The sequence below is a fragment of the Variovorax sp. Soil_C_12 genome (assembly GCF_057657375.1).
The window spans coordinates 62,007-88,854 of the sequence record NZ_JBDGIO010000017.1 but is presented as its reverse complement, the minus strand read 5'-3'; the positions used below and the strand labels follow the sequence as shown (position 1 = coordinate 88,854).

18 protein-coding genes and 1 pseudogene are annotated in these 26,848 nt (G+C 65.3%); 10 read left to right on the top strand and 9 right to left on the bottom strand.

The window, feature by feature from the left end; genetic code table 11:
- Positions 1-793: 793 nt before the first annotated feature.
- On the bottom strand, positions 794-2,182 hold the full coding sequence (locus AC3A6X_RS30995) for an aminotransferase-like domain-containing protein (protein ID WP_487845776.1): 1,389 nt from the start codon (positions 2,180-2,182) through the stop codon (positions 794-796).
- Between the two features lie 174 nt (positions 2,183-2,356).
- Between AC3A6X_RS30995 and AC3A6X_RS30990 the strand changes: the two genes are divergently transcribed.
- The 4 genes from AC3A6X_RS30990 to AC3A6X_RS30975 all read left to right on the top strand — a co-directional run bounded on the left by AC3A6X_RS30990 (position 2,357) and on the right by AC3A6X_RS30975 (position 8,770).
- A complete protein-coding gene (locus AC3A6X_RS30990; RefSeq protein WP_487845775.1) occupies positions 2,357-3,631 on the top strand; it encodes a hydroxymethylglutaryl-CoA reductase, degradative in 1,275 nt (424 codons plus the stop codon).
- 41 nt (positions 3,632-3,672) lie between these two features.
- Complete coding sequence (locus AC3A6X_RS30985) at positions 3,673-4,665, top strand: Bug family tripartite tricarboxylate transporter substrate binding protein (RefSeq protein WP_487845774.1); 993 nt, start codon at positions 3,673-3,675, stop codon at positions 4,663-4,665.
- Positions 4,666-4,957: 292 nt separating this feature from the next.
- Positions 4,958-6,760, top strand: a complete 1,803-nt coding sequence (locus AC3A6X_RS30980) for an acyclic terpene utilization AtuA family protein (RefSeq protein ID WP_487845824.1) — start codon at positions 4,958-4,960, stop codon at positions 6,758-6,760.
- 216 nt (positions 6,761-6,976) lie between these two features.
- Positions 6,977-8,770, top strand: coding sequence for an acyl-CoA dehydrogenase (locus AC3A6X_RS30975; protein WP_487845773.1), 1,794 nt, complete (start codon positions 6,977-6,979; stop codon positions 8,768-8,770).
- Between the two features lie 394 nt (positions 8,771-9,164).
- On the opposite strand, the pseudogene AC3A6X_RS30970 reads toward AC3A6X_RS30975, so the two are convergent.
- The 4 genes and pseudogenes from AC3A6X_RS30970 to AC3A6X_RS30955 all read right to left on the bottom strand — a co-directional run.
- A pseudogene (locus AC3A6X_RS30970) lies at positions 9,165-9,392 on the bottom strand (acyclic terpene utilization AtuA family protein); the annotation flags it as partial.
- Between the two features lie 34 nt (positions 9,393-9,426).
- Positions 9,427-10,401 (bottom strand): Bug family tripartite tricarboxylate transporter substrate binding protein, encoded by a 975-nt coding sequence (locus tag AC3A6X_RS30965; protein ID WP_487845772.1) that lies wholly within the window; start codon positions 10,399-10,401, stop codon positions 9,427-9,429.
- A gap of 122 nt (positions 10,402-10,523) precedes the next feature.
- A complete protein-coding gene (locus tag AC3A6X_RS30960; RefSeq protein ID WP_487845771.1) occupies positions 10,524-12,653 on the bottom strand; it encodes an alpha/beta hydrolase domain-containing protein in 2,130 nt (709 codons plus the stop codon).
- Positions 12,654-12,685: 32 nt separating this feature from the next.
- Positions 12,686-13,852: a CaiB/BaiF CoA transferase family protein gene (locus tag AC3A6X_RS30955; protein ID WP_487845770.1), complete on the bottom strand. Its 1,167-nt coding sequence runs from the start codon at positions 13,850-13,852 to the stop codon at positions 12,686-12,688.
- A 103-nt stretch (positions 13,853-13,955) separates the two neighbouring features.
- On the opposite strand from AC3A6X_RS30955, the gene AC3A6X_RS30950 reads away from it, so the two are divergent.
- The 3 genes from AC3A6X_RS30950 to AC3A6X_RS30940 all read left to right on the top strand — a co-directional run bounded on the left by AC3A6X_RS30950 (position 13,956) and on the right by AC3A6X_RS30940 (position 18,729).
- Positions 13,956-14,849 (top strand): LysR family transcriptional regulator, encoded by an 894-nt coding sequence (locus AC3A6X_RS30950; RefSeq protein ID WP_487845769.1) that lies wholly within the window; start codon positions 13,956-13,958, stop codon positions 14,847-14,849.
- 367 nt (positions 14,850-15,216) lie between these two features.
- Positions 15,217-16,212, top strand: coding sequence for an ABC transporter substrate-binding protein (locus AC3A6X_RS30945; protein ID WP_487845768.1), 996 nt, complete (start codon positions 15,217-15,219; stop codon positions 16,210-16,212).
- A gap of 738 nt (positions 16,213-16,950) precedes the next feature.
- Complete coding sequence (locus tag AC3A6X_RS30940) at positions 16,951-18,729, top strand: Rieske (2Fe-2S) protein (RefSeq protein ID WP_487845767.1); 1,779 nt, start codon at positions 16,951-16,953, stop codon at positions 18,727-18,729.
- 147 nt (positions 18,730-18,876) lie between these two features.
- On the opposite strand, the gene AC3A6X_RS30935 is transcribed toward AC3A6X_RS30940, so the two are convergent.
- On the bottom strand, positions 18,877-19,176 hold the full coding sequence (locus AC3A6X_RS30935) for a hypothetical protein (protein ID WP_487845766.1): 300 nt from the start codon (positions 19,174-19,176) through the stop codon (positions 18,877-18,879).
- A 330-nt stretch (positions 19,177-19,506) separates the two neighbouring features.
- Between AC3A6X_RS30935 and AC3A6X_RS30930 the strand changes: the two genes are divergently transcribed.
- Positions 19,507-21,912: a PHA/PHB synthase family protein gene (locus tag AC3A6X_RS30930; RefSeq protein ID WP_487845765.1), complete on the top strand. Its 2,406-nt coding sequence runs from the start codon at positions 19,507-19,509 to the stop codon at positions 21,910-21,912.
- A 75-nt stretch (positions 21,913-21,987) separates the two neighbouring features.
- Here AC3A6X_RS30930 and phbB read toward each other — a convergent pair whose 3' ends face one another.
- The 3 genes from phbB to AC3A6X_RS30915 form a co-directional block, all read right to left on the bottom strand.
- Positions 21,988-22,734, bottom strand: a complete 747-nt coding sequence (phbB, locus tag AC3A6X_RS30925) for an acetoacetyl-CoA reductase (RefSeq protein ID WP_487845764.1) — start codon at positions 22,732-22,734, stop codon at positions 21,988-21,990.
- A gap of 285 nt (positions 22,735-23,019) precedes the next feature.
- Entirely contained in the window at positions 23,020-23,742 is a 723-nt protein-coding gene (locus AC3A6X_RS30920) for a GntR family transcriptional regulator (protein WP_487845823.1), read from the bottom strand.
- Positions 23,743-23,822: 80 nt separating this feature from the next.
- Entirely contained in the window at positions 23,823-24,548 is a 726-nt protein-coding gene (locus AC3A6X_RS30915; protein ID WP_487845763.1) for a maleate cis-trans isomerase family protein, read from the bottom strand.
- Between the two features lie 105 nt (positions 24,549-24,653).
- Here AC3A6X_RS30915 and hydA point away from each other — a divergent pair, with 105 nt between their 5' ends.
- Together hydA and AC3A6X_RS30905 are read left to right on the top strand one after the other, a co-directional pair.
- Positions 24,654-26,072: a dihydropyrimidinase gene (gene hydA, locus AC3A6X_RS30910; protein WP_487845762.1), complete on the top strand. Its 1,419-nt coding sequence runs from the start codon at positions 24,654-24,656 to the stop codon at positions 26,070-26,072.
- A 21-nt stretch (positions 26,073-26,093) separates the two neighbouring features.
- Positions 26,094-26,837: an aspartate/glutamate racemase family protein gene (locus AC3A6X_RS30905; RefSeq protein ID WP_487845761.1), complete on the top strand. Its 744-nt coding sequence runs from the start codon at positions 26,094-26,096 to the stop codon at positions 26,835-26,837.
- The last annotated feature ends 11 nt before the right edge of the window (positions 26,838-26,848 follow it).

Genomic DNA, 26,848 nt, shown 5'->3' with positions numbered 1-26,848 from the left:
CGAACTCACAGTCGCGGCCATCACCAGCCTTTCGCGCTTCCGATCGCCACGACCGGTATGAGGCCGACACCGGCCATCTGGGAGCGGCCTTCAAAGTCGATCGCTGGCGGAGTCGAGCATCACGACCAGCGCGAACAAGCGAAAAGGAAGGTTTGATGTTGATGTTGATGTTTGATGAGGCAATCCTGAAGCCTGAAGGACCTTTTCGAGCGATGGAGCGTGTGTGGCATGACGGTCAGTTTTGACTTCGTCGCATGGGGTGTCGGACCGTCACGCCGAGGATAAGCAAAGGAGTTCGCTGCCGTCCACGAGGCGCGACCGAATACCCGCTTCGCGGCCTACGAGCATACGCAATGCGAACGCGCATGGCTTCGCTTCACGTTGAGGTGGAACTACGCAAGTAGCGGCGAGCCGCAAACCCACGCTGGCTCTCAGAATCATGGTTCACGTCATTTGCCGCTCGGCTTGGCCAAGTCTGGCTTGCGGGTCCGCCGCCCGTGGCAGCGAGCGCGATCGCCGGCTAACTCGTTTTCCTTTGAAAACCTGAAGGAGCGCCAAGCCTGGCCGGCCGCGAGGCCATGAGTTCTTGATCCGCTACTAGCGTCGGCGCAGGGGTGTGGCGGGATGCGGGCCGCAGGCGGCCGCTCGCATAAATGGCTTCAGTGTCGGTTACGGCCACAGCGGTCATCGGAAAACGAAATCCCTACTCCAATACGCCCATTGCCGAAGTTCGGACAACGATTCCCAGGAAGGCGCAGCAGGCAATGAACCCGTCCGGGCTCGCGGCGGCAATCTAACGCAGCGCGGCTTTGATTGCTTTGGCGAACCTCGGATCCGAGACCACACCGACGTTGAACCTCGACCACGGGGAGACCGCGGCCGAGTCCAAGCAAAAGATCCTGCCCGGAGCAAGCACCACCTTATGGGGTAAGAGTTCCTGTGTGAGCTGCAACGAATCGTCGACACCGGGAAGGGAGGTCCAGAGGTAAAGTGACTGCGGCGTTCTTGCGAACACCTTTGCGCCCATCGACTCAAAGAGCTGCACAGCATTGTCCGTGGCCGCCCCAAGGCGTTGCCGCAAACGGCCAACATGTCGCTGATAGTGGCCTTCGCTGAGGATCACGTCGACCGTGCGCTCGCAGTACTCGGAACTGCTGCCATGAACCAGCGCCTTCAAGTCTGCTAGGTCGCTGGCCAGGTCGGCGTCGCAGGCAATGAATCCGACGCGCAGCGCGGCGGAAAACGACTTTGAGAACGTGCCGATGTAAATCGTTCGTTCCAGCTGGTCGAGCGAGGCCAGACGCGGCATTGAGGCTGGCTTGAAGTCAGCCAACGGATCGTTCTCGACGATCAGCAGATCGTGCTTCTGCGCCAGTTGAAGGACGCGGTACGCCTTGCCCGCTGAAAGGTCGGAGCCAGTCGGGTTGTGTGCAACCGAGTGGGTGAAGAACAACCGTGGCTTGTGGGCGAGCAGCAGCGCCTCCAGCGCCTCGAGGTCCGGGCCATCCGCAAGCCGCGGCACACCGAAGATCCGCGCGTCGGCCAGTTTCAGCTTGCCGAACAGCGGGTAGTAGCCGGGTTCGTCGACCAGGACGGCCGCGCCCGGTGGCACGAAGTATCGAACCACCATGTCTAGGGCGTCGTTCGCACCGTGCGTCAGCACGATCTGTCGCGGTTCTGCGCCGATGCCGAGGTCGGCAAGCTTGCGCACCAGATGCTCGCGAAGCGGCTGGTAGCCAAAGCGGTCGCTGTAGCGGAACAGTGCGCCGAGCCCGGTGCGCACCACCTTGTGGTGATACTTGTCCAGACGCGCCTCGGACAGCCACTCCACTGGCGGGAAGCCATCGCCGACGAACAGCGTACCCGGCCGCGTTCTTAGCTGCTCGCGCATCAACCAGACAATATCCATCGCGCGCCCCAGGGAGCCCGCACCCTCTCGAGCAAACTTCGGATTGGCCACCGCGCGCACGAAGTATCCGGCGCCGCGCCTGGGTTCCACCAACCCCCGCGAGACCAGCAACTCAAACGCCGCCACAACGGTGTTTTTCGCATAGCGGTGGTGCTGCGCGACTTCGCGCAGCGATGGCAGCTTGTCCCCAGGCTTGAAGGCGCTCTCGCGGATCTGGCGTTCGAACGAGTCGGCCAGCGTGACAGGAATCGAAGCGGGATTTATTGAGGCCATGGTGATCGTCCGGTTTACCGACCACCGGACTATGACAGGGCGTCGCGCGCCTTCGGAACCGTTGCACTACTGTCCCGCAAAACTGTACCTCGCATCACTGGTACAGGGCTCATACAGTTCCGTCACGCACTACAGCTCCCATCCATCCACCTGGCATTACCAAGGGTCAGTACCATGAATGCACCCAGCAGCCGACTATCCGGCTTCCACAAGCAAACCGTGGCCGAGCGCGTGGCGCGCGTGGCCGAATTCACCGGGTTGGATCAGGCCGACCGCGACCTCCTGGCCGGCAGCGGCCATCTGGACCTCGAGCTCGCGAACCGCTTGGTCGAAAACGTCGTCGGCACGATGAACATACCCTTGGGGGTGGCCACCAACTTGCGCATCGACGGGCGCGACTATCTCGTGCCGCTGGCCACCGAGGAAAGCTCGGTGATCGCCGCGGTATGCAATGCGGCGCGGCAGTGCTACGACAACGGCGGCTTCACCACAAGCATGTCGGGCACGCAAATGATCGCCCAGATACAGCTGGTGGAAGTACCGGACCCCGAGCATGCACGCATCCGCATCCTCGAGCGGCGCGACGAAATCCGTGCTATCTGCGACGGCTGTGACCCCGTGCTGCTAAAGCTGGGCGGAGGATTCCGCGACCTCGAAGTTCGCGTGATTCCAAGCCGTAGCGGTCCGATGGTCATCACGCACATCGTCGTCGACACGCGAGACGCGATGGGGGCGAACGCAGTGAACACCATGGCTGAAAAGCTGGGGCCGAGCATCACGGAATGGACCGGCGGGCGCACCTATCTGCGCATCCTCACCAACCTTGCCGACCGCCGCATCGCGCGCGCACGCTGCGAGTGGCGCACTGAGGATATCGGCGGCGCCGAGGTGCGTGACGGAATGGTGATCGCATACCACTTTGCCGAAGCTGACCCTTACCGGGCGGCTACGCACAACAAGGGCATCATGAACGGCGTCAGTGCTGTCGTGCTCGCCACTGGCAACGACAGCCGAGCGGTGGAGGCTGGCGCCCACGCCTTCGCCAGCCGCAATGGCCGGTACACCAGCCTGACGCGCTGGGAAGTCACGCGAGAGGGCAACCTGGCCGGCGTGTTGGAGATCCCCATGGCAGTTGGACTGGTGGGAGGTGCCACGAAAGTCCACCCAATGGCGCAGGTGGCGCTGAAGATGCTGGGCGTGAAGTCGGCCGAGGAGTTGGCCCGCATCATCGCTGCCGTCGGCCTCGCTCAGAACTTCGCTGCGCTGCGAGCACTCGCCACAGAAGGGGCGCAGCGGGGCCACATGGCGCTGCACGCGCAGAACATCGCAATGATGGCCGGTTCCCTCGGCGACGAGATCGATGCCGTAGCCAAGCGCCTGGTCGCGCTGGGCAAGGTGCGGGTTGACGTGGCAGAAACCGAACTGGCTGCGCTGAGGGCCAAACGTTGATGCCTTCTTTCTAGAGACCTGAACCACTTCAAGGACACGAAATGAGACAAACACATCCAACGCGACGCACGGTGGTGAGTTGCCTCGGTGCCGCGATGATCCCGACGGTTGCGACGAGCGCGCTTGCCCAGCAAGGTCCCTTTCCCCAAAAGCCGATCACAATCATCGTGCCTTGGACGGCCGGCGGCGGAGGAGACGTGGTCGTACGGATGATGGGCGCTAGCCTTTCCAAGCGGCTCGGCCAGCCGATCGTCGTTGACAACCGAGCCGGCGCGATGGGGACGATCGGCAGCAGCCTCGCGGCGCGCAGCCCTGCCGATGGCTACACGCTTCTGTACGCGACTGTTGACTCTCATGCGATTTCACCTGCTGCGCTGAAGAAGTCACCCTACGACGCCAAGAAGGCGTTCCTTGCCATCGCACCGATCGGTTCGACCCCGTTGGCCTTGGTCGTGAGCCCCTCGCACCCGGCCAAGAATCTGAATCAGTTCCTTCAGATGGCCAAGGACGCCAAGGAGCCGCTGACCTATGGCTCGTGGAGCGTAGGAACGATCTCGCACCTCACCATGGAAGTTCTCAAGCAATCGAAGAATGTCGACCTCGTGCACGTACCTTACAACGGCACTGCACCGCTGTTGCAGGCCCAGCTGGCGAAGCAGATCGACTGTTCCGTGAACGCCCTGTCTGTTGTCGAACCCCACATCCGCAGTGGCGCTCTGCGCTTGCTAGCTTTGGCGGCGCCGCAGCGTTTGCAGGAGTTTCCAGACATTCCCACCATGAAAGAAGTTGGCATCGCTATCGACAACGGGCCCTGGTTGGGCATCGTCGGGCCGGCGGGCATGCCGGCCGCCGTCGTCGCGCAACTGCACGATGCAATCGAGGCGAGCCTGCGAGAGCCGGCCATCGTCGAGCAGACCAAGAAGATGTTCATGATCCTCGACTACAAGCCTCAGCGCTCGTATCAGGATTTCTACTTGAGCGAGATCGACCGGTGGCGCCAGTATGTGCAGACTGCCAAGGTTTCGCTCGACTGATTGCGCCAAAACCTGAAGCACGGCAACTACTTGCTGGCAGCCGATCGCATCGCCTACGTGGCCGAAGTCAGGAACCTGGTGATGGGTGATCCAAGGCACGGGTGTCCTTCTTCGCATACCCGGGCAAGCCGTGCTATCTGGTGCCCGAGGCCTGCACCCTTCAAACGCGGACCGCGCGCGCAGGACGCTTTGGCCAGCCTGGACAAGCTCGCCGCTGCGGCCAGCTTGCGTCCGCGAGAAAACGCACTGTCCCTGCTCTGAGGGCAAAGCATTCAAGCAAAGAGGAAGCGAAATGAACACCACGGCTAACCAAAAGACCATCCGCATCGGCGGCGCTTCGGGTTTCTGGGGCGACAGCAGCGTCGGCGCGCCGCAGCTTGTGCGGCGCGGCGAGATCGACTATCTGGTGTTCGACTATCTCGCGGAACTCACGATGTCCCTGCTCGCGGCGGCACGTCTGAAGGATCCTCAGGCCGGTTATGCGACCGACTTCGTTGGCGTGACGATGAAGAGCCTGCTGAAGGAAGTGGTCGAGCGCGGCATCAAGATCATCAGCAATGCCGGCGGCATGAACCCGCGCGGCTGCGCCGAGGCCGTTGCAGCGATCGCCGCCGAACAGGGCGTCGACGTCAAGATCGCCTACGTCGAAGGCGACGACGCGATGCCGCTGTTCGAGGCGTTGCGCGCATCCGGCGTCGACGGCCTGGACGGCACGCGCAAGCTGCCCGACAAGCTGGTCAGCGCCAATGCCTACCTAGGCGCGCTGCCGATCAAGCAGGCGCTCGACCACGGCGCGCAGATCGTCATCACCGGCCGCTGCGTCGACAGCGCGGTTACGCTCGGCGCGCTGATGCACGAGTTCGGTTGGGCCAGCGACGACTTCGATCGCCTGGCGCAGGGCAGTCTGGCCGGGCACATCCTCGAATGCGGCGCGCAGGGCAGTGGCGGACTGTTCACCGACTGGGAGTCGGTGCCAGGCTGGGACGACATCGGCTATCCGATCGTCCAGTGCCGGAGCGACGGCAGCTTCGTCGTCTGCAAGTCGCCGGGCACCGGCGGCTTGGTATCCACCGCCACTGTCGCCGAGCAGGTGCTCTACGAAATCGGCGACCCGGCGCGCTACCTGCTGCCCGACGTGAGCTGCGACTTCACGCACCTGACATGGACCCTGCAAGGCGAGAACCAAGTCGAGGTACGCGGCGCGCGCGGTCGTGCGCCGAGCGCGAGCTACAAGGTGTCGGGCACCTACGCCGACGGCTATCGCTGCACGGGCCTGCTGATCATCGTCGGCGCTGATGCCGATGCCAAGGCGCGGCGCTCTGCGCAAGCGATCCTCGATCGTACGCGCCGGCTGCTGCTCGAAGCCGGGCTTGGCGACTACGACGCGACACACATCGACATCATCGGGTCAGAAGCCTGCTTCGGCAGCAACCACCGGCGCGACGCGGCGCGCGAGGCGGTGATGTGGCTTGCAGTGCGGCACCAGAACCGCAAGGCGCTGGAGCTTTTCGCTCGCGAGATCGCACCCGCCGGCACTAGCTGGGCGCCCGGCACTGCCGGGGGTGTTGGCGGCCGGCCGTCACCGTCGTTGTCTATCAAGCAGTACGCGTTCCTGTTGCCGAAGCAGCGTCTCGCACCTGCGGTGTTGATGAACGGCGTGCGCAGCGAGGTCCCTATCCCGGTTTTCACGCAAGGCGCCGGCGAAGCCGACGCAGTGCCAACCCCGACGCCGTCCGCTGCGCACCGGACGGTGCCCGCGGGGCCGACGGTTCAAGTGCCGCTGATCCGCATCGCGCATGGGCGCAGTGGCGATAAGGGCGACATCTCGAACATCGGGCTGGTGGCGAGGCGCAAAGAGTGGCTTGCCGTGCTGCGCCAGCAGGTCACGGAGGAGCGCGTCAAGGACTACCTGTCGCACTTCGTCAAGGGCCGTGTCACGCGTTACGACCTGCCCGGCATTGACGCGCTGAATTTCGTGTGCGAGCAGGCGCTGGACGGCGGCGGCATGGCTTCGCTGCGCTACGACCCGCTGGGCAAGAGCATGGCGCAGATCCTTCTGACCATGCCGGTGCAAGTGCCTGAGGGTTTGCTGTGAAGCGCGTACCGGCCCTGCAGCTCGTCCAGTCGTATGGGCCCTAGCGCGCCTATAGCGTCGATCGCCCTAAGGGACACCTACCGATGTGAATGCGGGCCGTCTCCGGGTGGTTGAAAAGCAATTGCGCGACCAGGTTTCGCCTGCCCACTCCCGGTGCCACACCCCGGACCGCAGGCGGCCGCTTCACAGTATCCAGGAAGCATCGAAGTAGTCAACATGACCGAATACATCGCACCACTGCGGGACATGGCGTTTGTCCTGCAAGAGTTGGTACCGTTGCAGCAGCTCACAAAAGTTCGCGGCTGCGAGGAGTTGAACATTGAGCTCGCGACGGCGATCCTGGAGGCGGCAGGCGAGTTCGCCAGCGGCGTGCTGTCACCTCTGAACGCCATCGGCGACCGCGAAGGCGCGCGCTGGCATGACGGCGAGGTTGCGACGGTGCCCGGATGGCGCGATGCCTACGCCCAGTTTCTCGAGGGCGGCTGGAACGCCCTTGCGTGCAATCCCGAGTTCGGTGGCCAGGGCTTGCCGCGCCTCGTTTCCGCTATGGTGGAGGAGATGTGGAACGGGGCCAGCGTCGCATTCACGCTGTGTCCCATGCTCACCCACGGCGCTATCGAGGCCATCCAGCTGCGCGGATCGGACATGCTAAAGAACACGTATCTGCCGAAGCTGGTGAGCGGCGAGTGGACGGGCACGATGAACCTGACCGAGCCGCAAGCCGGCTCGGATCTGGCCGCCGTGCGCACGAAGGCGGTGCCGCACGGCGATGGTACGTATCGCGTGCACGGCCAAAAGATCTTCATCACCTACGGTGAACATGACCTCACGCCAAACATCATTCACCTGGTGCTCGCGAGAACGCCGAACGCACCCGAGGGCGTCAGAGGACTGTCGCTGTTCGTGGTGCCGAAGTTTTTGGTCGGCAAGGACGGACTCCTCCGATCGCGCAACGACGTGCGCTGCGTTTCGATCGAACACAAGCTCGGCATCCACGGCAGCCCGACGGCGGTGCTTGCATTCGGCGACAAGGGCGGGGCGGTCGGCTGGATCGTCGGCGAAGAGGGCCGGGGCCTCGAGTACATGTTCATCATGATGAACTCCGCTCGCTTTGGGGTCGGCCTGGAGGGAATCGGCCTGGCAGAGCGCGCCTATCAGCGTGCAGTGGACTACGCCCGCACACGGACGCAAGGCACCGAGGCCGGCACCGCGAGCCGCGACAAGGTGGCGATCCTGCGTCATCCCGACGTGCGGCGAATTCTGATGTCGATGCGGTCGCGCACGGAAGCCATGCGAGCCCTTGCGTGTGTAGTGGCTGTGTCTATGGACTTCGCTCACGGGCTGCCCGACGCCGCAGAGCGCGAAATGCACCAGTCCTTCGTGGACCTGATGATTCCGGTGGTTAAGGGCTGGAGCACCGAGAACGCCATAGACATCGCTTCGCTTGGCATCCAGGTCCACGGCGGCATGGGTTTCGTGGAAGAGACCGGCGCGGCGCAGCACCTGCGCGACGCGCGCATCACGACGATCTACGAAGGCACCACTGGCATCCAGGCGGCCGACCTCGTCGGGCGCAAGATCGCTCGCGACGGCGGCCGAGCCGTCGCAGCAGTGATCGCCCAAGTGAAAGCGATCGAAGCCGAACTGGCCCAGAGGAACGATTCAACCTTGGCGGCCATCGCTATAGCGCTTGATGACGGAATCGCGGCCCTGGAGCGGGCCGTGAAGTTCATTGTCTCGACCTACTCAGAGAGCCCCGCGAAGGTTCTGGCGGGATCGGTGCCCTTCCTGGAGTTGCTCGGTGTCGTAGCCGGCGGCTGGCAAATGGGGCGCGCCGCACTGATTTCGCACGACCGACTGCGCGACGGCGCCACGGACGACTTCCTGGCTGCGAAGCTGCATACCGCCCGGTTCTACGCAGACCATGTGATCAGCCGTGCCGCGGCGCTGTCGCACAGCGTAATACATGGCTCCGAAGCCACGTTGGCTATCGAGGATCGCATGTTTTGAGAAATAGGAATCGAGACGACGCAACATCGAAAATCTTCATCAAGGACGTACCGCTGGTGTCGCTGCGGGAACGTCATTCCACCGAGCCGCGCGACGCTTATGTCGCCCGGGCCGCGGCGGTCGAGGTTGGCATTCCGCACGGCACACGGAGCCTCCCATGACGATTCAGAGAACTACGTTCTGGGGCACAGCGCGCCCATCACCCGCACATGCTCCGGGTCTGTCTGAACGATCCACACCTGCGCGAAGTCGCACACCACATCAGGCTCGGCCACGCATTGCCGCGCAATCAGTCCACCGATGCCCTTCGGCTTGGTGATGTGCGAATAGCTGTTGTCACCGGCGATGACGCCATGCCCCTGCTCCCCGATCTGCACAACTCGAAAACTTTGGCCACCACATCGTTGAGAACGCTTTTCATGGCAACGCAGACGAAGTCCGTAGCATAGCCGAGCTCTGGCTTCTTGATGCGCGCGGCGGCCAGAATGGACATGGTGAGTTCGGCCAGGTAGTCGAACACCAAGTAGTCGATCTGGCCGCTTTGCACGAGCTGCGTGGCGCCCACGCTGCTGTCACCCCAGAAGCCGGAGGCGCCCCCGATGCGTATGGTCTTATTCACGATCTGACTCTCCAAGGGTCGGCGGGTGCGAGTCGGTTCATTCAGGCTGAATGCCCGCAGCCTTGATGACGCGACCCCACTTGCTGGACTCGGTCGCCTGGAACTGCGCCAACTGCTCGGGCGTGCTCAAGGCCTCCTCCTGGCTTGTCTTGGCCAGAAAATCTTTTGCGAGCGGCGTGGTCGACGCCTTCGCCAGCCAACCATTGAGTTTTTGCACGACGGCCTGCGGGGTCCGAGCCGGCAGGTAGGCCGCCGTCCAATACGACATGTCGTAGCCCTTCACCCCGGCCTCGTCCACCGTCTGGATGTTTGGGGCCGCAGCAATCCGCTTGGGGCCGCTCACGGCCAACGCACGCAGCTTGCCGCCTTCCACCTGGGGCAGTGCCGTTGGGGCATCGGCGAACATGAAGTCCACCTGTCCGCCCATAAGGTCGGTGATGGCCATGGGATTGCTCTTGTACGGCACGTTGACCATGTCCACGCCCGCCATTTGCTTGAGCAGCTCGCCGGCTACGCGACTGGACGACGAGCCGCTGCCAAAGTTCAGCTTGCCCGGCGACTTCTTGGCAGCGGCAATGAGGTCTCCCACCGACTTGTAGGGCGAGTCGGGGCGCACCAGCAGCAGCATGTAGCCCTTGGACAACAGGCTCACCGGCGCGAAGTCCTTCACCGGATCGTAGGGGAGTTTCTTGAAGAGGTGTTCGTTCGCCGACTGGGTGGTATTGGTGGTTAGCAGCACCGTGTAGCCGTCCGCAGGCGCCTTGGCCACGTACTGCGCGGCAAGGAAGCCGCTGGCACCGGCGCGGTTGTCCACCACGATAGGCACCTTGACTTCGTCACCCATCACCTGGGCTAACACGCGGGCCATCTGGTCGGTGCCGCTGCCGGCCGCGAATGGAACGACGAAGGTGATCGGCTTGCTCGGATAGTCCTGGGCCCTGGCTAGGGTGCTGGTCAGGACCGCGAAGGTCACTGCGACGACGATCAGAGAAGGCTTGATTCGAAAGGTCATGATGTCTCCTTGGTTGTTGAATGACGCTGGTGAAGGATCGCGATGGAATCGCATGCTTGGGCTTCGAAAAGCACGAAGCCGGGACCACTCGAAGGGAGGCCGAGGTGACCCGGCTATCGGTGTCAAGGCAGCACCGGCTGGTCGATCGCGTTCTGGATCAGGCGGTCGGCGTCGCGCTGCAGCAGGAAGCGCTGGGCCACGAGGCGCCCCGCCGCAGCGCGCACTGCTCTCACGTAGCCCGCCTGAGTGCTGTACAGGCTTTCCAATGAGGGCCGCGAGTCGCCGGCGGCCAGACGCGCGGCCTCAGTCTTGTGGAAGGGGATGAACGCGCCGCTGGTGAGAGCGAGGTCCACGATCCCAGGCATGGACACATAGTTGAACTCGAGGTTGCTGCCCAGGGGTGCCTGCACCTCAACGCTGCGGATGCCGGCGATTGTGTTGCCGCCGGCGTCGAGCTGCGGGACCAGGATGGCATAGCTCTTGCCCAGGAGCACCGGGGGCAGCAGCGTGGCGATGCCGGATTCGTCCTCGGGCCGGTACTGCGGACCGAAGTCAAGCAGTGCGTACTCGTTGAAGAGGCCGCGGTACTGGAAGTCGGGGATCGGCGTAGCCACGCCGTTGACCGGCCAGCTCACGCCGCGCATCGTTGGGACGGCGAGTTCGCTGGGCCGCACCAGCGTGCGGTCGGCGATGCGCGGCACCTGGCTGTCGGGTGGCGTCACGTCGCGCACCACCCAGTCTTCCAGCGCGATGAACAGCGCGCGGAAGGTGTCGTTGTGGTGCGCGACGGTGCCACGCGGGTAGGTCGTCTGCGTCGGCGTCCACGAGATGCTGTTCACGCCGCCCGGGCCGAGGTGCTGGGTGCTCGAGTAGTGATAGATGCGCGCGTTGGCTGGCTGCACGAGGTCAGTGGTGCCCAGTACATCGGTCAGCCCGGGCGAGCCCTGCAGCAGCCAGAATTCGGTGCCCGAGAGACCGAGGAAGAAGCGCGGGCAGGTGTTAGTGGCACTGCAGCGCGTCATCACGCCGCCGCGGCGGTTGGCGACTGCGTCGAAGTAGTCGGCATCCAGGCCGCGCGGCGCGGTCTGGCCGAACGCGTAGTGCTCAGTGCGGACCCCGGCGCCGCCGCCGGGCACGGAAAATCGCGTGTTGACGTGGGTCTGGCGCGCTGCGACGTGCGCATAGAGGCCCTCGAACACGCGGGAGCCGTCGGCCGCGACGTTGAAGCCCAGGTGCAGGAAGGTCTTCATCGCATTGCCGGATTGCGAGGTGCCTTGGCCGATCGCGTGCGTGATGCGGCCGGCAACAGGGTTCGGCGTGCCCCCGCTGTCAGCTGCCTTGGTCTTGAAGAACGACACCGTGTCGCGCAGCGCCGCCAGCCCGAGGCCCATGACGATCGGGTCCTTGGCTTGGTAGATCAGCTCGTACAGTTTGTTGGCCTGGAACCCGCCCTTCACGCAGATCGTGGCCGGATCGGCCCGGCCGGGGAACGGGTTGGCGGCGTTGTCGCAGGTGGCAAACTTCCAGTCGGATGCCGGAACGGGCACGCGCGGGTCGGTCTCGTTGGTGCGCACTGTGAGCGTGAAGCCGGGCTGTGTGTTGTCCAGTGTGGCGGGCAGGTAGGGCATCATGGTGCCGTTGAACGCGCCCCCTGGAAGCGTCATCTGAGGCGTCGCCGCCGTAGGCGCCACCTCGACGCGGTACGGGCCGGTGATGCTGCTGCCGTCCGGGTTCTTCGCGACCGGCAGTTGCAAGGTCAGGCGTGCCAGGCTGCTCTTGGGAACGTCGCCCTGCCAGGCGGAGTACAGCACCACGTACCCGCGCTCCAGGAACACCGCGTCACCCGGGTTCGCGCTCGGGTTCGGCATAGTCAAGATGTTGCCGCGGTTGGGCGCGTCGTAGCGCAGCACGCCGTTGGCCTTGCTCATGTCGCGCGGCTTGAGCATCACGAAATCGGCGGTGTATTCCACCATGCCACGCGCATTGACTGGCGCGAACTCGAGGTCCTGGATGATCGCGTTGCGCGGGTCCTTCGGGTCCACTTCGCCTTGGATCGTGCCGGTGAGCTGTTCGTAGGCGCCGACGGCGCCGAAGGCAGCGCCGTTGGCAAAGCCCTGCGTGGCTTTGATTGTGAGCGTCTGCTGGGGAGCGGGCCGCTCGCCGCCGACGACGACGATGCTGCCGCAGGCGCCGACGCCTAGGCAGAGCAAAGCTGCGGCAACGACCCGAAAGGTCTTGCTTCGAAAGGTCATGATGTCGTCCGACTTGGTCTTTGGGATTGCTATCAAACCAACGCAAGCGGATCGCCGGGATTGGGGACTCCGTACTCGGCGTTGTGTTGCCCCAGGTGGGGAGCGATGCAGCGAGGGCTTGGCCGCTCGCCATCGATCGAGAACGGCAGAGCCGTCAACTTGAAGTCCTCCCCTGGCACGGTTCGCAGGATTTCCAGCGCCTGCACCTGCGGATGCGCCATCGCCTCGGGCACCGTGTGAACCGCCGCGCACGGGACGCCGACCGCCGTGAATCGGTCCAGCCAATGCGCGCGGTCCTGGCTGCGCAGCACCGGTTCAAGCTGTTCCAGCAGCAACGCCTTGTTGGTCAGCCTGGCGCGATTCGTCGCGAACCGCTCATCCTCGATCCAGCCGGGGCGGCCCACTTCGTGTGCGAGTTTTGCGAACAAGCGGTCGTTTCCGCAGCAGATGAGCAATGGCCCGTCGGCTGTGTCGAATGCCTCGTAGGGTACGAAGCCGGGATGGCCCGACCGGTGGCGCTCAGGCAGGCGTCCTTCGTTCAGGAAGGCATCGCTCTTCTGGCCGTTCCAGACCAGGGCCGTTTCGAGCAGCGACGTCTGCAGCATGCCGCCGTGTCCGGTCTGCGCGCGCCGATGCAGCATGGCCAACACGCCAATCACCAGCCACATGCCGCTGCCCTGGTCGCACACCGAGGCGCCGGAGCGAAGCGGCGGGTCATCCGGCCCGCCATTGGTGCTCGAGAGACCGCTGAAGGCCTGGATCAAGGGTTCGTAGCCAGGTTGCATTGCCATCGGCCCCAGGTGGCCGAATGCAGAAATCTCGCCGTAGATCAAACGCGGATGGCGCGCGCACAGCGACGGACCGTCGATGCCCAGAGCCTTGGGCACATCCGGCCGCAGATTGTGGATGCAGACATCAGCCTGTGCGAGCAGTTGTTCGAGGGTGGCGCGACCGGCGTTCGACCGCAGGTCCAGTGCAACGGAGTGCTTGCCGCGGTTGAAGATGTGGAAGTTCAGTGCGTCGCCGTGGCGATAGGCCGGACCCATGCGGCGTGCGTCGTCGCCACCTTCGACGCGCTCGACCTTCACAATTTCCGCACCCAGGTCCGCCAAGATGGCGCCGGCGAAGGGGCCCGCCAGCACTTGTCCGAGTTCGACCACACGCACGCCCGCAAGGGGGGTCGCTGCCGCAGTGTTCATGTTCTGTCTCCTTGTTGGGGTCCACTCTAGGCATTTAGCAGTGATGTGGGAATGCTCGGATCAGGTTTTCTGTGATAACTTAAGTGGATCACCGAGACCCTGCATGCGACTGAACCTGAGTCTTCGCCAACTGGAAGTCATCGTCGAAGTCGCCGAGGCGGGGAGCTTTCGAGCGGCCGCGCGCAAGCTGGGCATTTCCCAGCCTGCGCTCAGCCGCACGCTGCGGATGGCAGAAGAGGCGCTTGGCACACGGCTGTTCGACCGTGACACCAGGCGCGTGACGATCACCCCGGCCGGGCAGGAGTTGTTGCACATTGCCCGCCGCGTGCTGGGCGACTTCGACAGCGCACTGAGTGAGCTGGGGCACTTCATGAAGGGGTACCGCGGGCAAGTGAGCGTGGCTGCGCTGCCATCCATGAACGTTGCGCTCTTGCCCTCGGCCATCGCCAAATTCAGGCGACACCATCCGGATGTGGAATTCAAGCTGCAGGAACTGACAGCCGAGCCGCTCCTCGCCGCGGTGGAAGAGGGCCGGGCCGATTTCGGACTGTGCGCGAAGCCGCCTCCGCATCAGCGGCTGCGCTACCAGCCGCTGCAGGACGACCCGATGATGCTGGTGTGCCGTGAAGACGATCCGCTCGCAGCCCGCGCGAATGCGCCGTGGTCCATCCTGGCCGAAAGGCCTTACATAGGTATTCAATCTGGAAGCAGCATTCGCCAGATCATCGATAGTGTCCTACTCCGGAAAAGGCTCGCGGTGCGCTCGGCACTGGACGCGCCAAGTGTCGCCGTGTCCTGCGCGTTGGTGAAGGAAGGTCTCGGCATCGCTGCGCTGCCCCGGCTTTCGCTCGGATTGGCCGATATGCGCGATTTGGTGGCAATCCCGCTTGTGCAGCCAGCGACCTATCGGTCGGTGGGCGTCGTCACCTATATCGGTCGCACCCTGGCGCCGGCCAGCCTTGCGTTCATGAGAACCTTGATCCAGCAGAGGCCGTAGACAAGGGGAGCCCGACCTGTTGGCCCGGATTAGGTTCGCCATCGGACTGAGCCTGCAACAGGCGCGGGTGCCGCAGAAGGAGGCCGTCTCGCAAGTCGGCGGCGCAGCGAGTGCGGTCATCCATGCCTCACGAGCCGAACGACCGGTTGTCTCTGAAGCGGTCATTCGCGTCGCGTAGCCCAACGACCGTAACGGCCCGGTGCGGTCCTTCAGCGTCAGAAGAAGCTGACCTCCGTCAAAGTTACTGAGCGGCCAGAAGCGGCTGTCCTCGGGTGTTTGCTTCCCCGTCCCGAAACTATTCAAGTGGCATAGAATCCAAGGTTCCAGCATCGGGAGGTGATCCGATGATCTCGCTATCGAGAGCGTCATGCGGCACGTCACGATAGATTGCTACCTGTGGCGACTCCTGATCGTCATTGCCGGCATCGCACTGTCGTCGCTCGATGCACCGGCTCAGACGACCGCGAAGGTGTATCGGATCGGCGTGCTTTCTATGACGTCCCCAGACCTTCGTTCACAAACGGCCTTCTTCGAGGAGCTTCGCCTGCGCGGCTACGTCGAGGGCCAAAACCTCGTCGTCGAGCGCCGCAATGCAGCCGGTCGGGTGGACGTGTTGCCAGCACTCGCCAGAGAGTTGGTTGCGCTTCGCCCTGACTTGATCGTCGCTGCGACGCCGCCACCCAGCCGCGCCGCCAAGGAGGCCACGTCGACGATTCCAATCGTGATCATCGGCGTCGCCGATCCGGTGGGCTTGGGGCTCGTGGCGAGTCTTGCTCATCCGGGCGGCAACGTGACCGGGTTGACCACCCTGGTGTCAGGGCATCTCGCCGCCAAGGGCGTGCAACTTCTGCACGAGATGGTGCCGAGTGCCAAACGCATCGCGGTGCTCGTCAATCCGACCAACGAGATGCATCGACTCGTCCGGCAGGAGGCTTCGCAGGCGGCGCTGCAAATCGGCGTTGAGCTGCAATTCCACCAGGCGCGAACGACGGACGAGATCGAGCCGGCCCTCCAGGCTGCGGTTGCCGATCGAGCCGAGGCGCTGATGGTCATTGGGGATCCCTTGTTCAACAGCCCCCCGGCGACGCTGCCTCAGCTCGTCGCGCGGATCAGACTTCCTGCCATCTACTTACTGCGCACGCAAGTGGAGGCCGGCGGCCTGATGTCGTACGGACCGGACTTCGTCGATCAGTCGCGTCGCCTCGCCGGCTATGTCGACCGCATTCTGAAAGGCGCCGACCCCGGCGATCTCCCGATCGAGCAGCCGACGAAGTTCCAGATGGTCATCAATCTCAAGACGGCGAAGTCGCTCGGCCTTGCGATTCCACGGTCATTGCTGCTGAGTGCGGAGGTCATCGAGTGATGACTTTCTGACCGGGCGTCTACTCTCGGTCCAGCGAGGCCCCTGCGGCATGCCGCGTCCCCCCGAACAATAGTGAGTGTCTAGTTTCCGACGCGCAAGCTGTGGCAACGATCTGCCGCTCTCGGTCGAGAGCGGCGTCGAGCGGCTGCTTCCTGGCATTCACATTGAATGGCTGGTAATGGCCGAACGGTGCCTTACCAGCTTACCGCGCTCTGTCGTTCAGTTCTCGCCAAGCAGCACCATGCCACTGGAGAGCGCCTGCATTGCTGCGTCAAGCAAGTGGTAGCAAGCCACGGCAAGGATGGCCCAACCAACGACGGCAAGGACGGTTCGAACAGGATTTCTCCTTGGAAGAACTCATCAATCTGTTGGACGACGCAGCCGTCGCGCCGTTGCAATGCAGCGAACTCCGGTCGCAGGTTCTCGGACAGAGGCGCGCCGATTCAACGCGTTGGAAGGGCGCCGCTGAGCAATGCTCTGGGGCGGTGTTGCGACCGTTGATGGCCCGGAAAACTGGGAGGTCGTGATGAACTTCCGGTCTTGGCTGATAGTGTGATTTCGCAGGCGGATTTGGCATAAAGTCAGCGCTGTTCACACGGCCGCTGTGTGAATACCCGCCTTTTCCCTTCGACTGCGGAAGAGGCGATCCGGATTCGACTTCGAGCTTCCACTGCCGGCCCGGCTGCCGGCATGAGGCAAGATGATCGGTCGAGCGGCTTGACAGCCGGAGGACGAGCGATGGACGGAGCCGAGACCAAAGAGGGTGACAGGTTCGTATGCGTCGGCACGCTCAAGGATCTCGCCGCGCGGCGCATGACTGTCGTGGGCGGCCGTCATCCTCCGATCCTCGTCATCGCGGACGGTGCGCGGTGTTACGCCGTGGACAACCGCTGCCCGCATCTCGGCTTTCCGCTCCAGCGTGGAACGCTCGAAGACGGCATTCTCACTTGCCATTGGCATCATGCGCGCTTCGATGTCGCGAGCGGGGGCGGCTTCGACTTATGGGCGGACGACCTGCCGACCGCCGCAGTCGAAGTGCGTGGCGATGAAGTATGGGTGTCGACCGCGTTGCGCTATGCCGACGGGCAGACGCACTGGCGCAATCGACTGCGCGACGGGATGGCGCACGATCTCGGGCTGGTGATCGCGAAGGCGATCCTGGGCTTGCGCGCGCAAGGCGTGCCGCCGCTCGACCTGATCCGCGAAGCGGCGCTCTTCGGAGCGCGCGGACGTGAGGATTGGGGAGCCGGGCTCACGGTGCTCACTGCGCTCGGCAACCTGGTGCCTGTCCTGCCGGAAGAATCGAGCTATCTCGCGCTCTACAAGGGCATCGCGAAAGTCGCCAAGGACTGCGCGGGACAGCCGGCAAGGCGCACGGGCCAGCCGCTCGATCCGCCGCCGCCAGCCGGGACGCTGGCGCGGTGGCTGCGCCATTGGACTGCGGTGCGTCACCGCGATGCGATCGAGCGAACCGTGCTCGCGGGCATCTCGGCTCGACTGGCCCCCGCCACGCTCGCCGAGATGCTGCTCGCTGCCGCCACCGATCGAGTGTTTGCAGACGGCGGCCACACGCTGGACTTCATCAACAAGGCATTCGAGCTCCTGGATCTGATTGGCTGGGCGCACGCCGGCGCTGTACTCCCCACGACGGTCGAACATCTCGCGAGCGCCCGCGGCGCCGAGGAGTCCACTGCCTGGCGCCATCCGATCGATCTCATCGCCCTTTCGGCCGACGCGGCGGCAGAATTCCCGTCGGCGATTGCGATCGGCGGACGCAGCGCGCGCCCGTGGGGTGGCACGATCGCACTTGCCGAGGCGTTCCTCGGCGACAGCCCCTCCGCCATCGCGCAGGCGATGATCCAGGCGATCGCTGAAGGTGCCGCGCCACCCGACCTCGGCCGCGCCCTCGCCTACGCTGCGGCATTGCGCGTGGCCCGGTTTGGAACCTCGAACGAGCATTCGGACTGGGAAGCGGCCCATCACGCCTTCACTTACGCCCATGCGACCCACCGCATGCTGGCGCGCCTAGCGGCCGGCGGCCGCCCACCGACCGCCGACAGCCTGCGCGCGGTGTTGCACGGTGCAATGCACGTTTATCTGCTGCGCTTTCTCAATGTGCCGCCCGCGCGCTTGCCTGGCGAAGGCGACGACCAGCTCGACGATCTGCCAGCGGACACCGAAGCGCTCGAGCGCGGATTCCTCGATGCGCTCGACCGGCACGGCGGCATGGAGATGGCCGCGCGTTACGTCGCCCGCCATTTCAGCCTCGATCACGATGCCGGCGCGCTCATTGCCACGCTGATACAAGCGGTGCTGCGGGAGGATGCGGGCTTCCACAGCTATCAGATGCTCGAGGCCTGCATTGTGCAGTTCCGTGAATGGGGTCCCACGCCTGAAGGGCAACGCATTCTTTACGCCGCGGCGCGCTATCTCGCCGCTCACTCTCCGACCGAGCGGGCCGATTTGCAGACAGCCGTGGTCGCGCGCAAGCTGGCGCGCGACGAGGTGCTGTACTAGTGGGCGGCCTTGTCGTATCACGGCACGACGCTGAGGGGCGTTCCTGCTGCCAGTTCGCTGCATTCCACGGGCATCGCCATAGTTGATGACTCATCGAACGGCGGGCGTGGCTATCTTGCAGGGAGGACGGCGCGGAACCGCCGACGCTCAGCGACGGTACGGATTGTTTGGGCGGCGGTCGTAGCGGTCAGGCACGCCGTCGCGGTCACTGTCCATGCGCGCATGGCGGTAGTAGGCCCGGTGGTCATGCCGGTAGTAGTCGGCGCGATGGTCCCGACGCGGATAGTAGCCATGCCGCTCGATGTGGCGCGGCGGGGGCGGCGGAACAACGACAACGTGGGGGCGATAGCCGCGGTCGCCGTGGTACGGCTGCGCCTGTGCAGGAGCACTCAATGCGGCCAATGCGAACGCGGCGGCGGCGCCGAATGCGAAAAACATCTTCTTCATGGCAGCTCCTTCGAGGAATTGTGTTCAGAAGCCCCAATACTGCAGGCCCAAAGTGAAGCACGCGTAAGGCTGTAGCGAAGTTCGATGAATCTTGGCAAGCCGCCGCGACGTCAGGCCTGACCTGAAGCCGCGAAACGCGAGGCATCGGCCGCGCCTTGGGCGGGAGGATCTTTGAGAGCAAGCTGAGGGTGAGTTGGGTGCTGCGCCAGGTGGCGGAGTGCATGATGGACCTGGTCTCCAAGTCGCTGATCTCCAGCTTCACCGATCGAGAAGCCAAAGGGCCTGAGCGAGCCTTGCCATGGTCTTGGCGACGACGACACGCGTCTCCTTGTGGTCAAGCCCGCCATTCATCTTGCGAACTTCGTCAGAGAGCAAACCGAGGATACGGGCGCGGCGATGACCAGATGGCGCGTCAAGGGCTGCCTCTTGCCCGACGCAACGCAGCGCTCGAGCGGCACGCCGCTGCTGAACTGCGAGACAGCGCAGTTCATCCTGGCCAGCTGGGATGAGGCAAAGGCTGGCTGCCAGACCTTCCCTCAGCACGGAACCGCGACCATGACGGTCAACTCATCTCCTGCGCTCCTCAGCGCCTATCGCGAACTGGGGCGTCGGTACCTGGTCGAGGCTAAGGACATGCTCTCAGGCTTGATGCGGGAGGAGCCCCGGGCCATCCGCCTGTTCGAAAAGACGGCCGAGGCGCAGGGCTCGGAACAGCAGGCGATGAACGAACTTCGCCGGATAGCTCCGATTCGACGCAGCCCCGCACTCAAAAAGCGGGGGCTGTTCTTCATCCCAAGTCAGCTCGCCTTGCCCGCTGCCGTTTGGCAAGGAGCACATTCGTGGTTAAAGGTACGACGTGCCCGCAACGTCCGCGGGTCACTGCGAGGTGACCGTTCCGAAAGATGGCGCGCGCATGCTGCATGTGGTGCACGGTGTTCACCCTCGCCTGGGTTTTCATTGAGGCGAAACGCCTCCGACGCATCGACAATGGGTCGCATGACTCCGGAAACGCCCACCCAGCGGCTTGACCGACTGGTCCACGCCGCCGGCGCACAAATGCTGACGCGCAGCCTGTCGCCGGTCTCGCTCTCGCTGGCCTGGGCCGACTGGGCCTGGCACCTGATGCAGTCGCCCGGCCGGCAGATGGAGCTCGCGGCGCTGGCGACGCGGCTGGGGTTGGACAGCGTGCGCGTCGCCGCGGGTGGTACGCCGGGCGACGAACATCTCGGCGCGGCCGACGACGACCCGCGCTTTCGCGACGATGCGTGGACGCAATGGCCCTTCGGCGCACTGCGCCACGCGTTCCGCAACCAAGAGGCCTTCTGGCGTGAAGCGGCGAGCACGCCCGGGATGAAGGCGCAGCATGCTGCCGAGACGCAGTTCTTCGCGCGGCAGTGGCTCGGAATGCTGACACCGGCGAACTGGCTGCCGACGAACCCTGTTGTGCTCGCTGACGCGGTTGAATCCGGCGGCACGCACCTGGTCCAGGGCGCAATGAACTTGCTACGCGACATCACCGGCCAGCCCGACCCGCAGGCGCTGGCGCAAGACTCGCGCTTCGTTGTCGGCCGCGACGTCGCGGTGACGCCGGGCAAGGTCGTCTACCGCAACCGCCTCGTCGAGCTGATCCGCTACGCGCCGCAGACGAAGACCGTCTGCCCCGAGCCGGTGTTCATCGTGCCCTCGTGGATCATGAAGTACTACGTGCTCGACCTGTCGCCGCACAACTCGCTCGTGCGCTACCTCGTCGGCGAGGGCCACACCGTCTACATGGTGTCGTGGCTGAACCCGGACGCGCGCGACCAGGACCTGTCGATGGACGACTATCTCGGCCTCGGCGTGTTCGATGCGCTGCGCGCCATCAGCCATTTCCACGGCGCAGACCGGGCGGTGCACGCGACCGGCTACTGTCTCGGCGGCACGCTGATGGCGATCGCCGCCGCGGCGCTCGGCCGCCATGGCGGCAGCGCGTCGACCAAGGGGCTGCCGCCGCTTCGGTCGTTGACGCTGATCGCGGCGCAGACCGATTTCTCCGAGCCAGGCGAGCTCGGGCTCTTCATCGACGAAAGCCAGGTCCGCCTGCTCGACGAGATCATGCGCGGCCAGGGCTATTTGACCGGCAAGCAGATGGCCGGCACCTTCCAGTTCCTGCATTCGCGCGAGCTGGTGTGGACGCGGCGGATGCGGGAATACCTGCTCGGCGAACGCGAAGAGCGCTCCGACCTGAGCGCCTGGAATGCCGACACGACCCGCATGCCGGCGCTCATGCATCACCAGTACTTGACGGGCCTGTACCTGCACAACGCGCTCGCCGGGGGGCGCTGGCGCGTGGACGGCCACGCGGTCTCGCTCGCCGACATCCGCGTGCCCGTCTTCCTCATCGGCACCGAGAACGACCACGTGTCACCGTGGCATTCGGTCTATCAGCTGCATCGGCTCTGCGACGCCGAAGTGACCTTCGTGCTCGTTGCGGGTGGCCACAACGCCGGCATCATCTCCGAGCCGGGCCATCCGCGGCGCCACTACCGAATCGCGTTGCGGCGGGCGCGCGGGCCCTGGCTGCACGCCGAGCGGTGGCAGCAGCAGGCCGAGTTGCGCGACGGAAGTTGGTGGCCGGCATGGCAAACGTGGCTCGCCGCCCGGTCGGGCACGCCGGTGCGCGCGAAGCCGATTCCTGCCGACGTCGCGATCGCCGACGCGCCGGGCACCTTCGTTCTGAAGCGCTATGCCGACTGAGGCTCGTGCCAAGGCGGACGCCGGCGGCGTGGGCGCAATTGGACACTGCCTTGTTGCAACGTACGAGCGCCTGCCTCACTGCATGTGCTGCCCGCCGTTGATCGCGATGTTCGCTCCCGTCACGAAGGCCGCTTCCTCCGAAGCGAGATAGATCACCAGCGCGGCCACTTCCTCCGGCTTGCCCAGACGTCCGAGCGGAATCTGCGGCAGGATCTTCGTGTTCAGCACTTCTTCGGGGACCGCAGTGACCATCTTGGTCCCGATATAGCCCGGCGAGATGGTGTTGACGGTGACATTCTTGCGTGCCACCTCGAGCGCAAGTGCCTTGGTGAAGCCATGCACCCCCGCCTTTGCCGCCGAATAGTTGGTCTGGCCGAATGCACCCTTGCTGCCGTTGACGGAGCTGACATTGATGATGCGGCCCCAGCCGCGCTCAACCATGCCGTCGACGACCTGCTTGGTCACGTTGAACAGGCTGTCGAGGTTGGTGCGCAGAACGGCATCCCAGTTGACCTTGTCCATCTTCTTGAAGGTCGTGTCGCGGGTGATGCCGGCGTTGTTGATGAGCACGTCGACCGCGCCGATCTTTTCATGGACCTCGGCGACGGCTTGCGAGCACGAGTCGTAGTCGGCGACATCGCAGGCCACGGCGTACATGTCGTACCCGTTCTCTTTCATCGCTGCAGTCCATTCGCCATGCTTGGCATTGCCGGGCGAATAGGTCACGACTACCTTGTAGCCGGCATCGGCCATCCTGGTGGAAATCGCTTCCCCGAGGCCACCCATGCCGCCCGTGATCAGAACCACGCGTTGCTTGCCCATTTCAGTCTCCTTGTGAGTGGAACCAGTTTCAGGACAGCCGGCGCCCAAATGCTCACGACAAGGAGCCGCGCGCTGACGGCAATCGGTCAGTATGCCGCAGGCGGACGCTTCTCAGGGGCGTTTTCAAGTCTGAAGCGCAACAGCCGTGAGTCAGTGGACTGAAGTTGACGGTTGATGGGCCGAGGCGAGCGTTCTTGCGAACACTTCCAGGGTGCCGACTTCGAGTGGTGTGATCGCCGGTCCCAGACCGCGCCTCCTTGTCCAGACAACAAAGCTGAATCGCAGTCAGTCTTCGCCTCTGAAGATTGCTTCCAGGTCGACCTCCGCTGTGGCCTGCGCCAGGTTCATGCTGCTCTCGATATGGTCGAGGTGCTCGCGCATCAGCCGCTCGGCACGCACCGGATCTCGCTTGGCGATGGCATCAATGATCTGCGAATGCTCGTCGGCGCGGCAACTTGAATTCGTCGGCGCGTCGTAGAGAAAGATCATCAGACAGGTCAGCACCGACAGCTCGCGCATGCTGCGCGCCAGCGCGGTATTGCCGGCCAGTTCGGCCGCGAGCGAGTGGAACTCGCCGGACAGGCGGATCACCGCGCGCTTGTCGTCGCGCCGCCGCGCATCGAGCTCGCGCTCCTGGTGCTCGCGCAGGCGCGCCAGCTTCTCGGGCGTGAGCGTCTCGATCAGCCGGCGCAGCACGGCCGGCTCGATCAGCCGGCGTGCCTCGAAGACGTCGCGAGCCTGCTCGATCGTGGGCTTGGCAACGTAGGCGCCCCGCTGCGGGAAGAGCTCCACAATCTGCTCGTGCGCGAGTCGCGCCAGCACCTCGCGGATGCGCGCGCGGCTCGCGCCGAAGATCTCGGCCAGCCGCTCCTCCCCCAGCTTGGTGCCGGGGTGCAGACGATGCTCGAGGATGGCGACGTAGATCTTTTCGTAGATCTCGTCCTGCGTGTTCTCGCGTTCGAGTCGGGCTGGCGTGGCGACGGGCTGGCGTGCGCGTGAGGTCGGCATCGGTGGATCGGGCGTGGCGAGCAGATCCGGCGCGCGCTGCACGCGTGCGTGGGAACAGGCGCCGGTGGAAGGGTCGCGCATTATCGCCAGCCGAACAGGCCGCCCCAGCCGCGCACCTGCGCCGGATCGGCGCCGGCCGCGCGCAGCTGGCCCCAGACCGTGGTGCTCACGGTGTCAAGCAGCGGGATGCCGAGTTCGGCCTCCACCGCCTCGGCCAGGGGGGCCGCGCGCAGGTTGGTGCAGAAGGTGGTAACGGCTTCGGGCTTCGCCGTCGCCACCTCGCGCATTAGCTCCAGCAGCCGCTCGGGCGCCACCTGCGCGAAGTCGTGGTTCACGCGGATGCCGAGATGGCGCTCGGCCACCACCTCGATGCCGATGCGGCGGTAGTTGTCGACAATTTTCTGCTGAACATCGCCGGTGTAGGGCGTGACCAGCGCCAGCCGCTTCACGCCGCGCAGCGCGAGCAACTCGTTGAGCGCCAGCACCGCGGTAGTGGCGGCGATGCCGGTGCGCTCGCGGATGCGCTCGACTAGGCGCCGGTCGGCGTCGAAGCCCAGCCAGCCCGAGGAGGTGCCGCTCCAGCCGATCACGTCGACCTTCGCATCGGCCAACAGCTCGGCCGCGGCCAGGATCTTGCTGTCGTCGAACTGCCCGAGGGCTTGCGTTGACAGCGCGATCTCGGTCACCTTGAAGCGCGAGAAGTGCGCGCTGCAGCCCGGGATGCAGGCCGCCAGCGCGCTGGTCAGCGGCTCCAGGGCGGTGTTGGATGAGGGCGTCAAGACGCCGAGGCGCAGGGTGTGGGACATGGGCTTCCTTCGGTCCTGAATTGTCGACATCAGTGTAAGCACTATGTTCGACAGAATGATTGTCGACGAATATGTCGACAACTGCAAAGCATTTAGTTGACAAAAATGAACACCACCCCCTTCGACCTCGTGCTGCGCAACGCCCGCGTGGCGACGGCCAGCGACACCTTCGACGCGGACATCGGCATTGCCGGCGGCCGCATCGTGCAGCTCGGCAGCCACCTGGCCGGCGGGGCGCGCGAGATCGATGCCGCCGGCCGCGTCGTCACCCCCGGCGGCGTCGATGCGCACTGCCACCTCGACCAGCCGATGGCCCCGCCGGTGCGCATGGCGGACGACTTCACGAGCGGCACGCGCAGCGCGGCCTGCGGCGGCACGACCACCGTGATCCCCTTCGCGGCGCAGGAGAAGGGCCGCTCGCTGCGTGCCGCGGTCGCCGACTACCACCAGCGCGCCGAAGGCAAGGCGCACGTGGACTACGCCTTCCATCTGATCGTGAGCGACCCCGCGCCGCAGGTGCTCGACGAGGAGCTGCCGGCGCTGATCGGCGAGGGCTACACCTCGTTCAAGATCTACATGACCTACGACGATCTCAAGCTCGACGACGGCCAGATCCTCGACGTGCTCGCGGTCGCGCGCGAGCACGGCGCGATGGCGATGATCCATGCGGAAAACGCCGACTGCATCGAGTGGCTGACGAAGCGGCTGGAGGCCGCCGGCCGCACCGCGCCGCGCTTCCACGCGCATGCGCGGCCGATGCTGGTGGAGCGCGAGGCCACGCACCGCGCGATCGCGCTGTCCCAGCTGGTGGACGTGCCGATCCTGATCGTGCATGTCTCGGGACGCGAGGCGGTCGAGCAGATCCGTTGGGCGCGCGCGCACGGCCTGCAGGTGTTCGCCGAGACCTGCCCGCAGTACCTGTTCCTCACGGCCGAGGACCTCGGCATCGACGACAGCTACCACGGCGCACGCTGCGTCTGCAGCCCGCCGCCGCGCGACCGCTCCAACCAGGAGGTGATCTGGAATGGCCTGAACGACGGCCTGTTCACCGTCTTCTCCTCCGACCACGCGCCCTTCCGCTACGACGCGCCCGAAGGCAAGAAGCCGGGCGGCGAGGAGGTTGCGTTCCGCCATATCCCGAACGGCATCCCGGGCCTGGAGACGCGGCTGCCGCTCCTGTATTCCGAAGGCGTTCTGGCCGGGCGCATGAGCCTGAGCCGCTTCGTCGAGGTGACCTCCACCAACCCGGCCAAGGCCTACGGCCTGCATCCGCGCAAGGGCACGATCGCGGTCGGCAGCGATGCCGACCTGGTGGTGTGGGACGAGCGCGAGCGGGTGCTGCGCAATGCCGACCTGCACCACGACGTCGACTACACGCCCTACGAGGGCCGCACCCTGCGGGCCTGGCCGGGCCTGACGCTTTCGCGCGGCGAGGTGGTGTGGGACGGGCAGTTCCGCGGCCGCGCCGGCCACGGCCGCTTCCTGCGCTGCGGCGCGCCCTCGCTGCTGCCGCGGCGCGCCTGAGGCACACACGGGCCACACGCCATGAAGCTGCTGCTCATCAATCCCAACATCTCCGAGAGCGTCTCCGCGCTGATCCGCAGCGAGGCCGAGCGCAGCGCCTCGCCGGGCACCGAGCTCGAGGTGCTGACTGCGCCCTTCGGCGTCGCCTACATCGAGACGCGCTTCGAGTCGCTGCTCGGCGCCTACGCGGCGGCGCAGCTGGCCGCCGAGCACCATCGCCGCTTCGACGCGGTGGTGGTCGCCGCCTTCGGCGATCCGGGCCTCGGCGGGCTGCGCGAGGCGCTGCCGATCCCGGTGACGGGGCTGACCGAGGCGGCGCTCGCCAGCGCCCACCTGCTGGGCCATCGCATCTCGATCATCGCGATCTCGCAGCGCATCCAGGCCTGGTACCGCGAGGTGGTGGCGTCCTATGGCTTCGGCGCGCGCCTGGCCAGCATCCGCGCGCTGGACCGGCCGCTCGCCGCCATCGGCGCGGTGCAGGACGAGCATGCGCAGGCGCTTCAGGCGCTGGCCGAGCGCGCGGTCGACGAGGACGGCGCCGATGTCATCGTACTGGCCGGGGCGCCGCTTGCTGGCCTTGCGCGCAGCCTGCAGGACTGGCTGCCGGTGCCGGTGGTCGACGGCGTGTCGAGCGCGGTGCGCCATGCCGAGACGCTGGTGGCACTGCAGTCGGGCCGGGCGCAGCGCGGCAGCTTCGCACCGCCGCCGATCAAGCCCAACGGCGGCCTGCCGGCCGCCATCGAGGCGCTGCTGCGCCGCGAGTAAACCGGCTTCCT

Coding starts and splice junctions, on each gene's coding strand:
- AC3A6X_RS30995 (WP_487845776.1), bottom strand. CDS start 2,182: ATGGCCTCAATAAATCCCGCTTCGATTCCTGTCACGCTGGCCGACTCG.
- AC3A6X_RS30990 (WP_487845775.1), top strand. CDS start 2,357: ATGAATGCACCCAGCAGCCGACTATCCGGCTTCCACAAGCAAACCGTG.
- AC3A6X_RS30985 (WP_487845774.1), top strand. CDS start 3,673: ATGAGACAAACACATCCAACGCGACGCACGGTGGTGAGTTGCCTCGGT.
- AC3A6X_RS30980 (WP_487845824.1), top strand. CDS start 4,958: ATGAACACCACGGCTAACCAAAAGACCATCCGCATCGGCGGCGCTTCG.
- AC3A6X_RS30975 (WP_487845773.1), top strand. CDS start 6,977: ATGACCGAATACATCGCACCACTGCGGGACATGGCGTTTGTCCTGCAA.
- AC3A6X_RS30965 (WP_487845772.1), bottom strand. CDS start 10,401: ATGACCTTTCGAATCAAGCCTTCTCTGATCGTCGTCGCAGTGACCTTC.
- AC3A6X_RS30960 (WP_487845771.1), bottom strand. CDS start 12,653: ATGACCTTTCGAAGCAAGACCTTTCGGGTCGTTGCCGCAGCTTTGCTC.
- AC3A6X_RS30955 (WP_487845770.1), bottom strand. CDS start 13,852: ATGAACACTGCGGCAGCGACCCCCCTTGCGGGCGTGCGTGTGGTCGAA.
- AC3A6X_RS30950 (WP_487845769.1), top strand. CDS start 13,956: ATGCGACTGAACCTGAGTCTTCGCCAACTGGAAGTCATCGTCGAAGTC.
- AC3A6X_RS30945 (WP_487845768.1), top strand. CDS start 15,217: ATGCGGCACGTCACGATAGATTGCTACCTGTGGCGACTCCTGATCGTC.
- AC3A6X_RS30940 (WP_487845767.1), top strand. CDS start 16,951: ATGGACGGAGCCGAGACCAAAGAGGGTGACAGGTTCGTATGCGTCGGC.
- AC3A6X_RS30935 (WP_487845766.1), bottom strand. CDS start 19,176: ATGAAGAAGATGTTTTTCGCATTCGGCGCCGCCGCCGCGTTCGCATTG.
- phbB (WP_487845764.1), bottom strand. CDS start 22,734: ATGGGCAAGCAACGCGTGGTTCTGATCACGGGCGGCATGGGTGGCCTC.
- AC3A6X_RS30920 (WP_487845823.1), bottom strand. CDS start 23,742: ATGCCGACCTCACGCGCACGCCAGCCCGTCGCCACGCCAGCCCGACTC.
- AC3A6X_RS30915 (WP_487845763.1), bottom strand. CDS start 24,548: ATGTCCCACACCCTGCGCCTCGGCGTCTTGACGCCCTCATCCAACACC.
- hydA (WP_487845762.1), top strand. CDS start 24,654: ATGAACACCACCCCCTTCGACCTCGTGCTGCGCAACGCCCGCGTGGCG.
- AC3A6X_RS30905 (WP_487845761.1), top strand. CDS start 26,094: ATGAAGCTGCTGCTCATCAATCCCAACATCTCCGAGAGCGTCTCCGCG.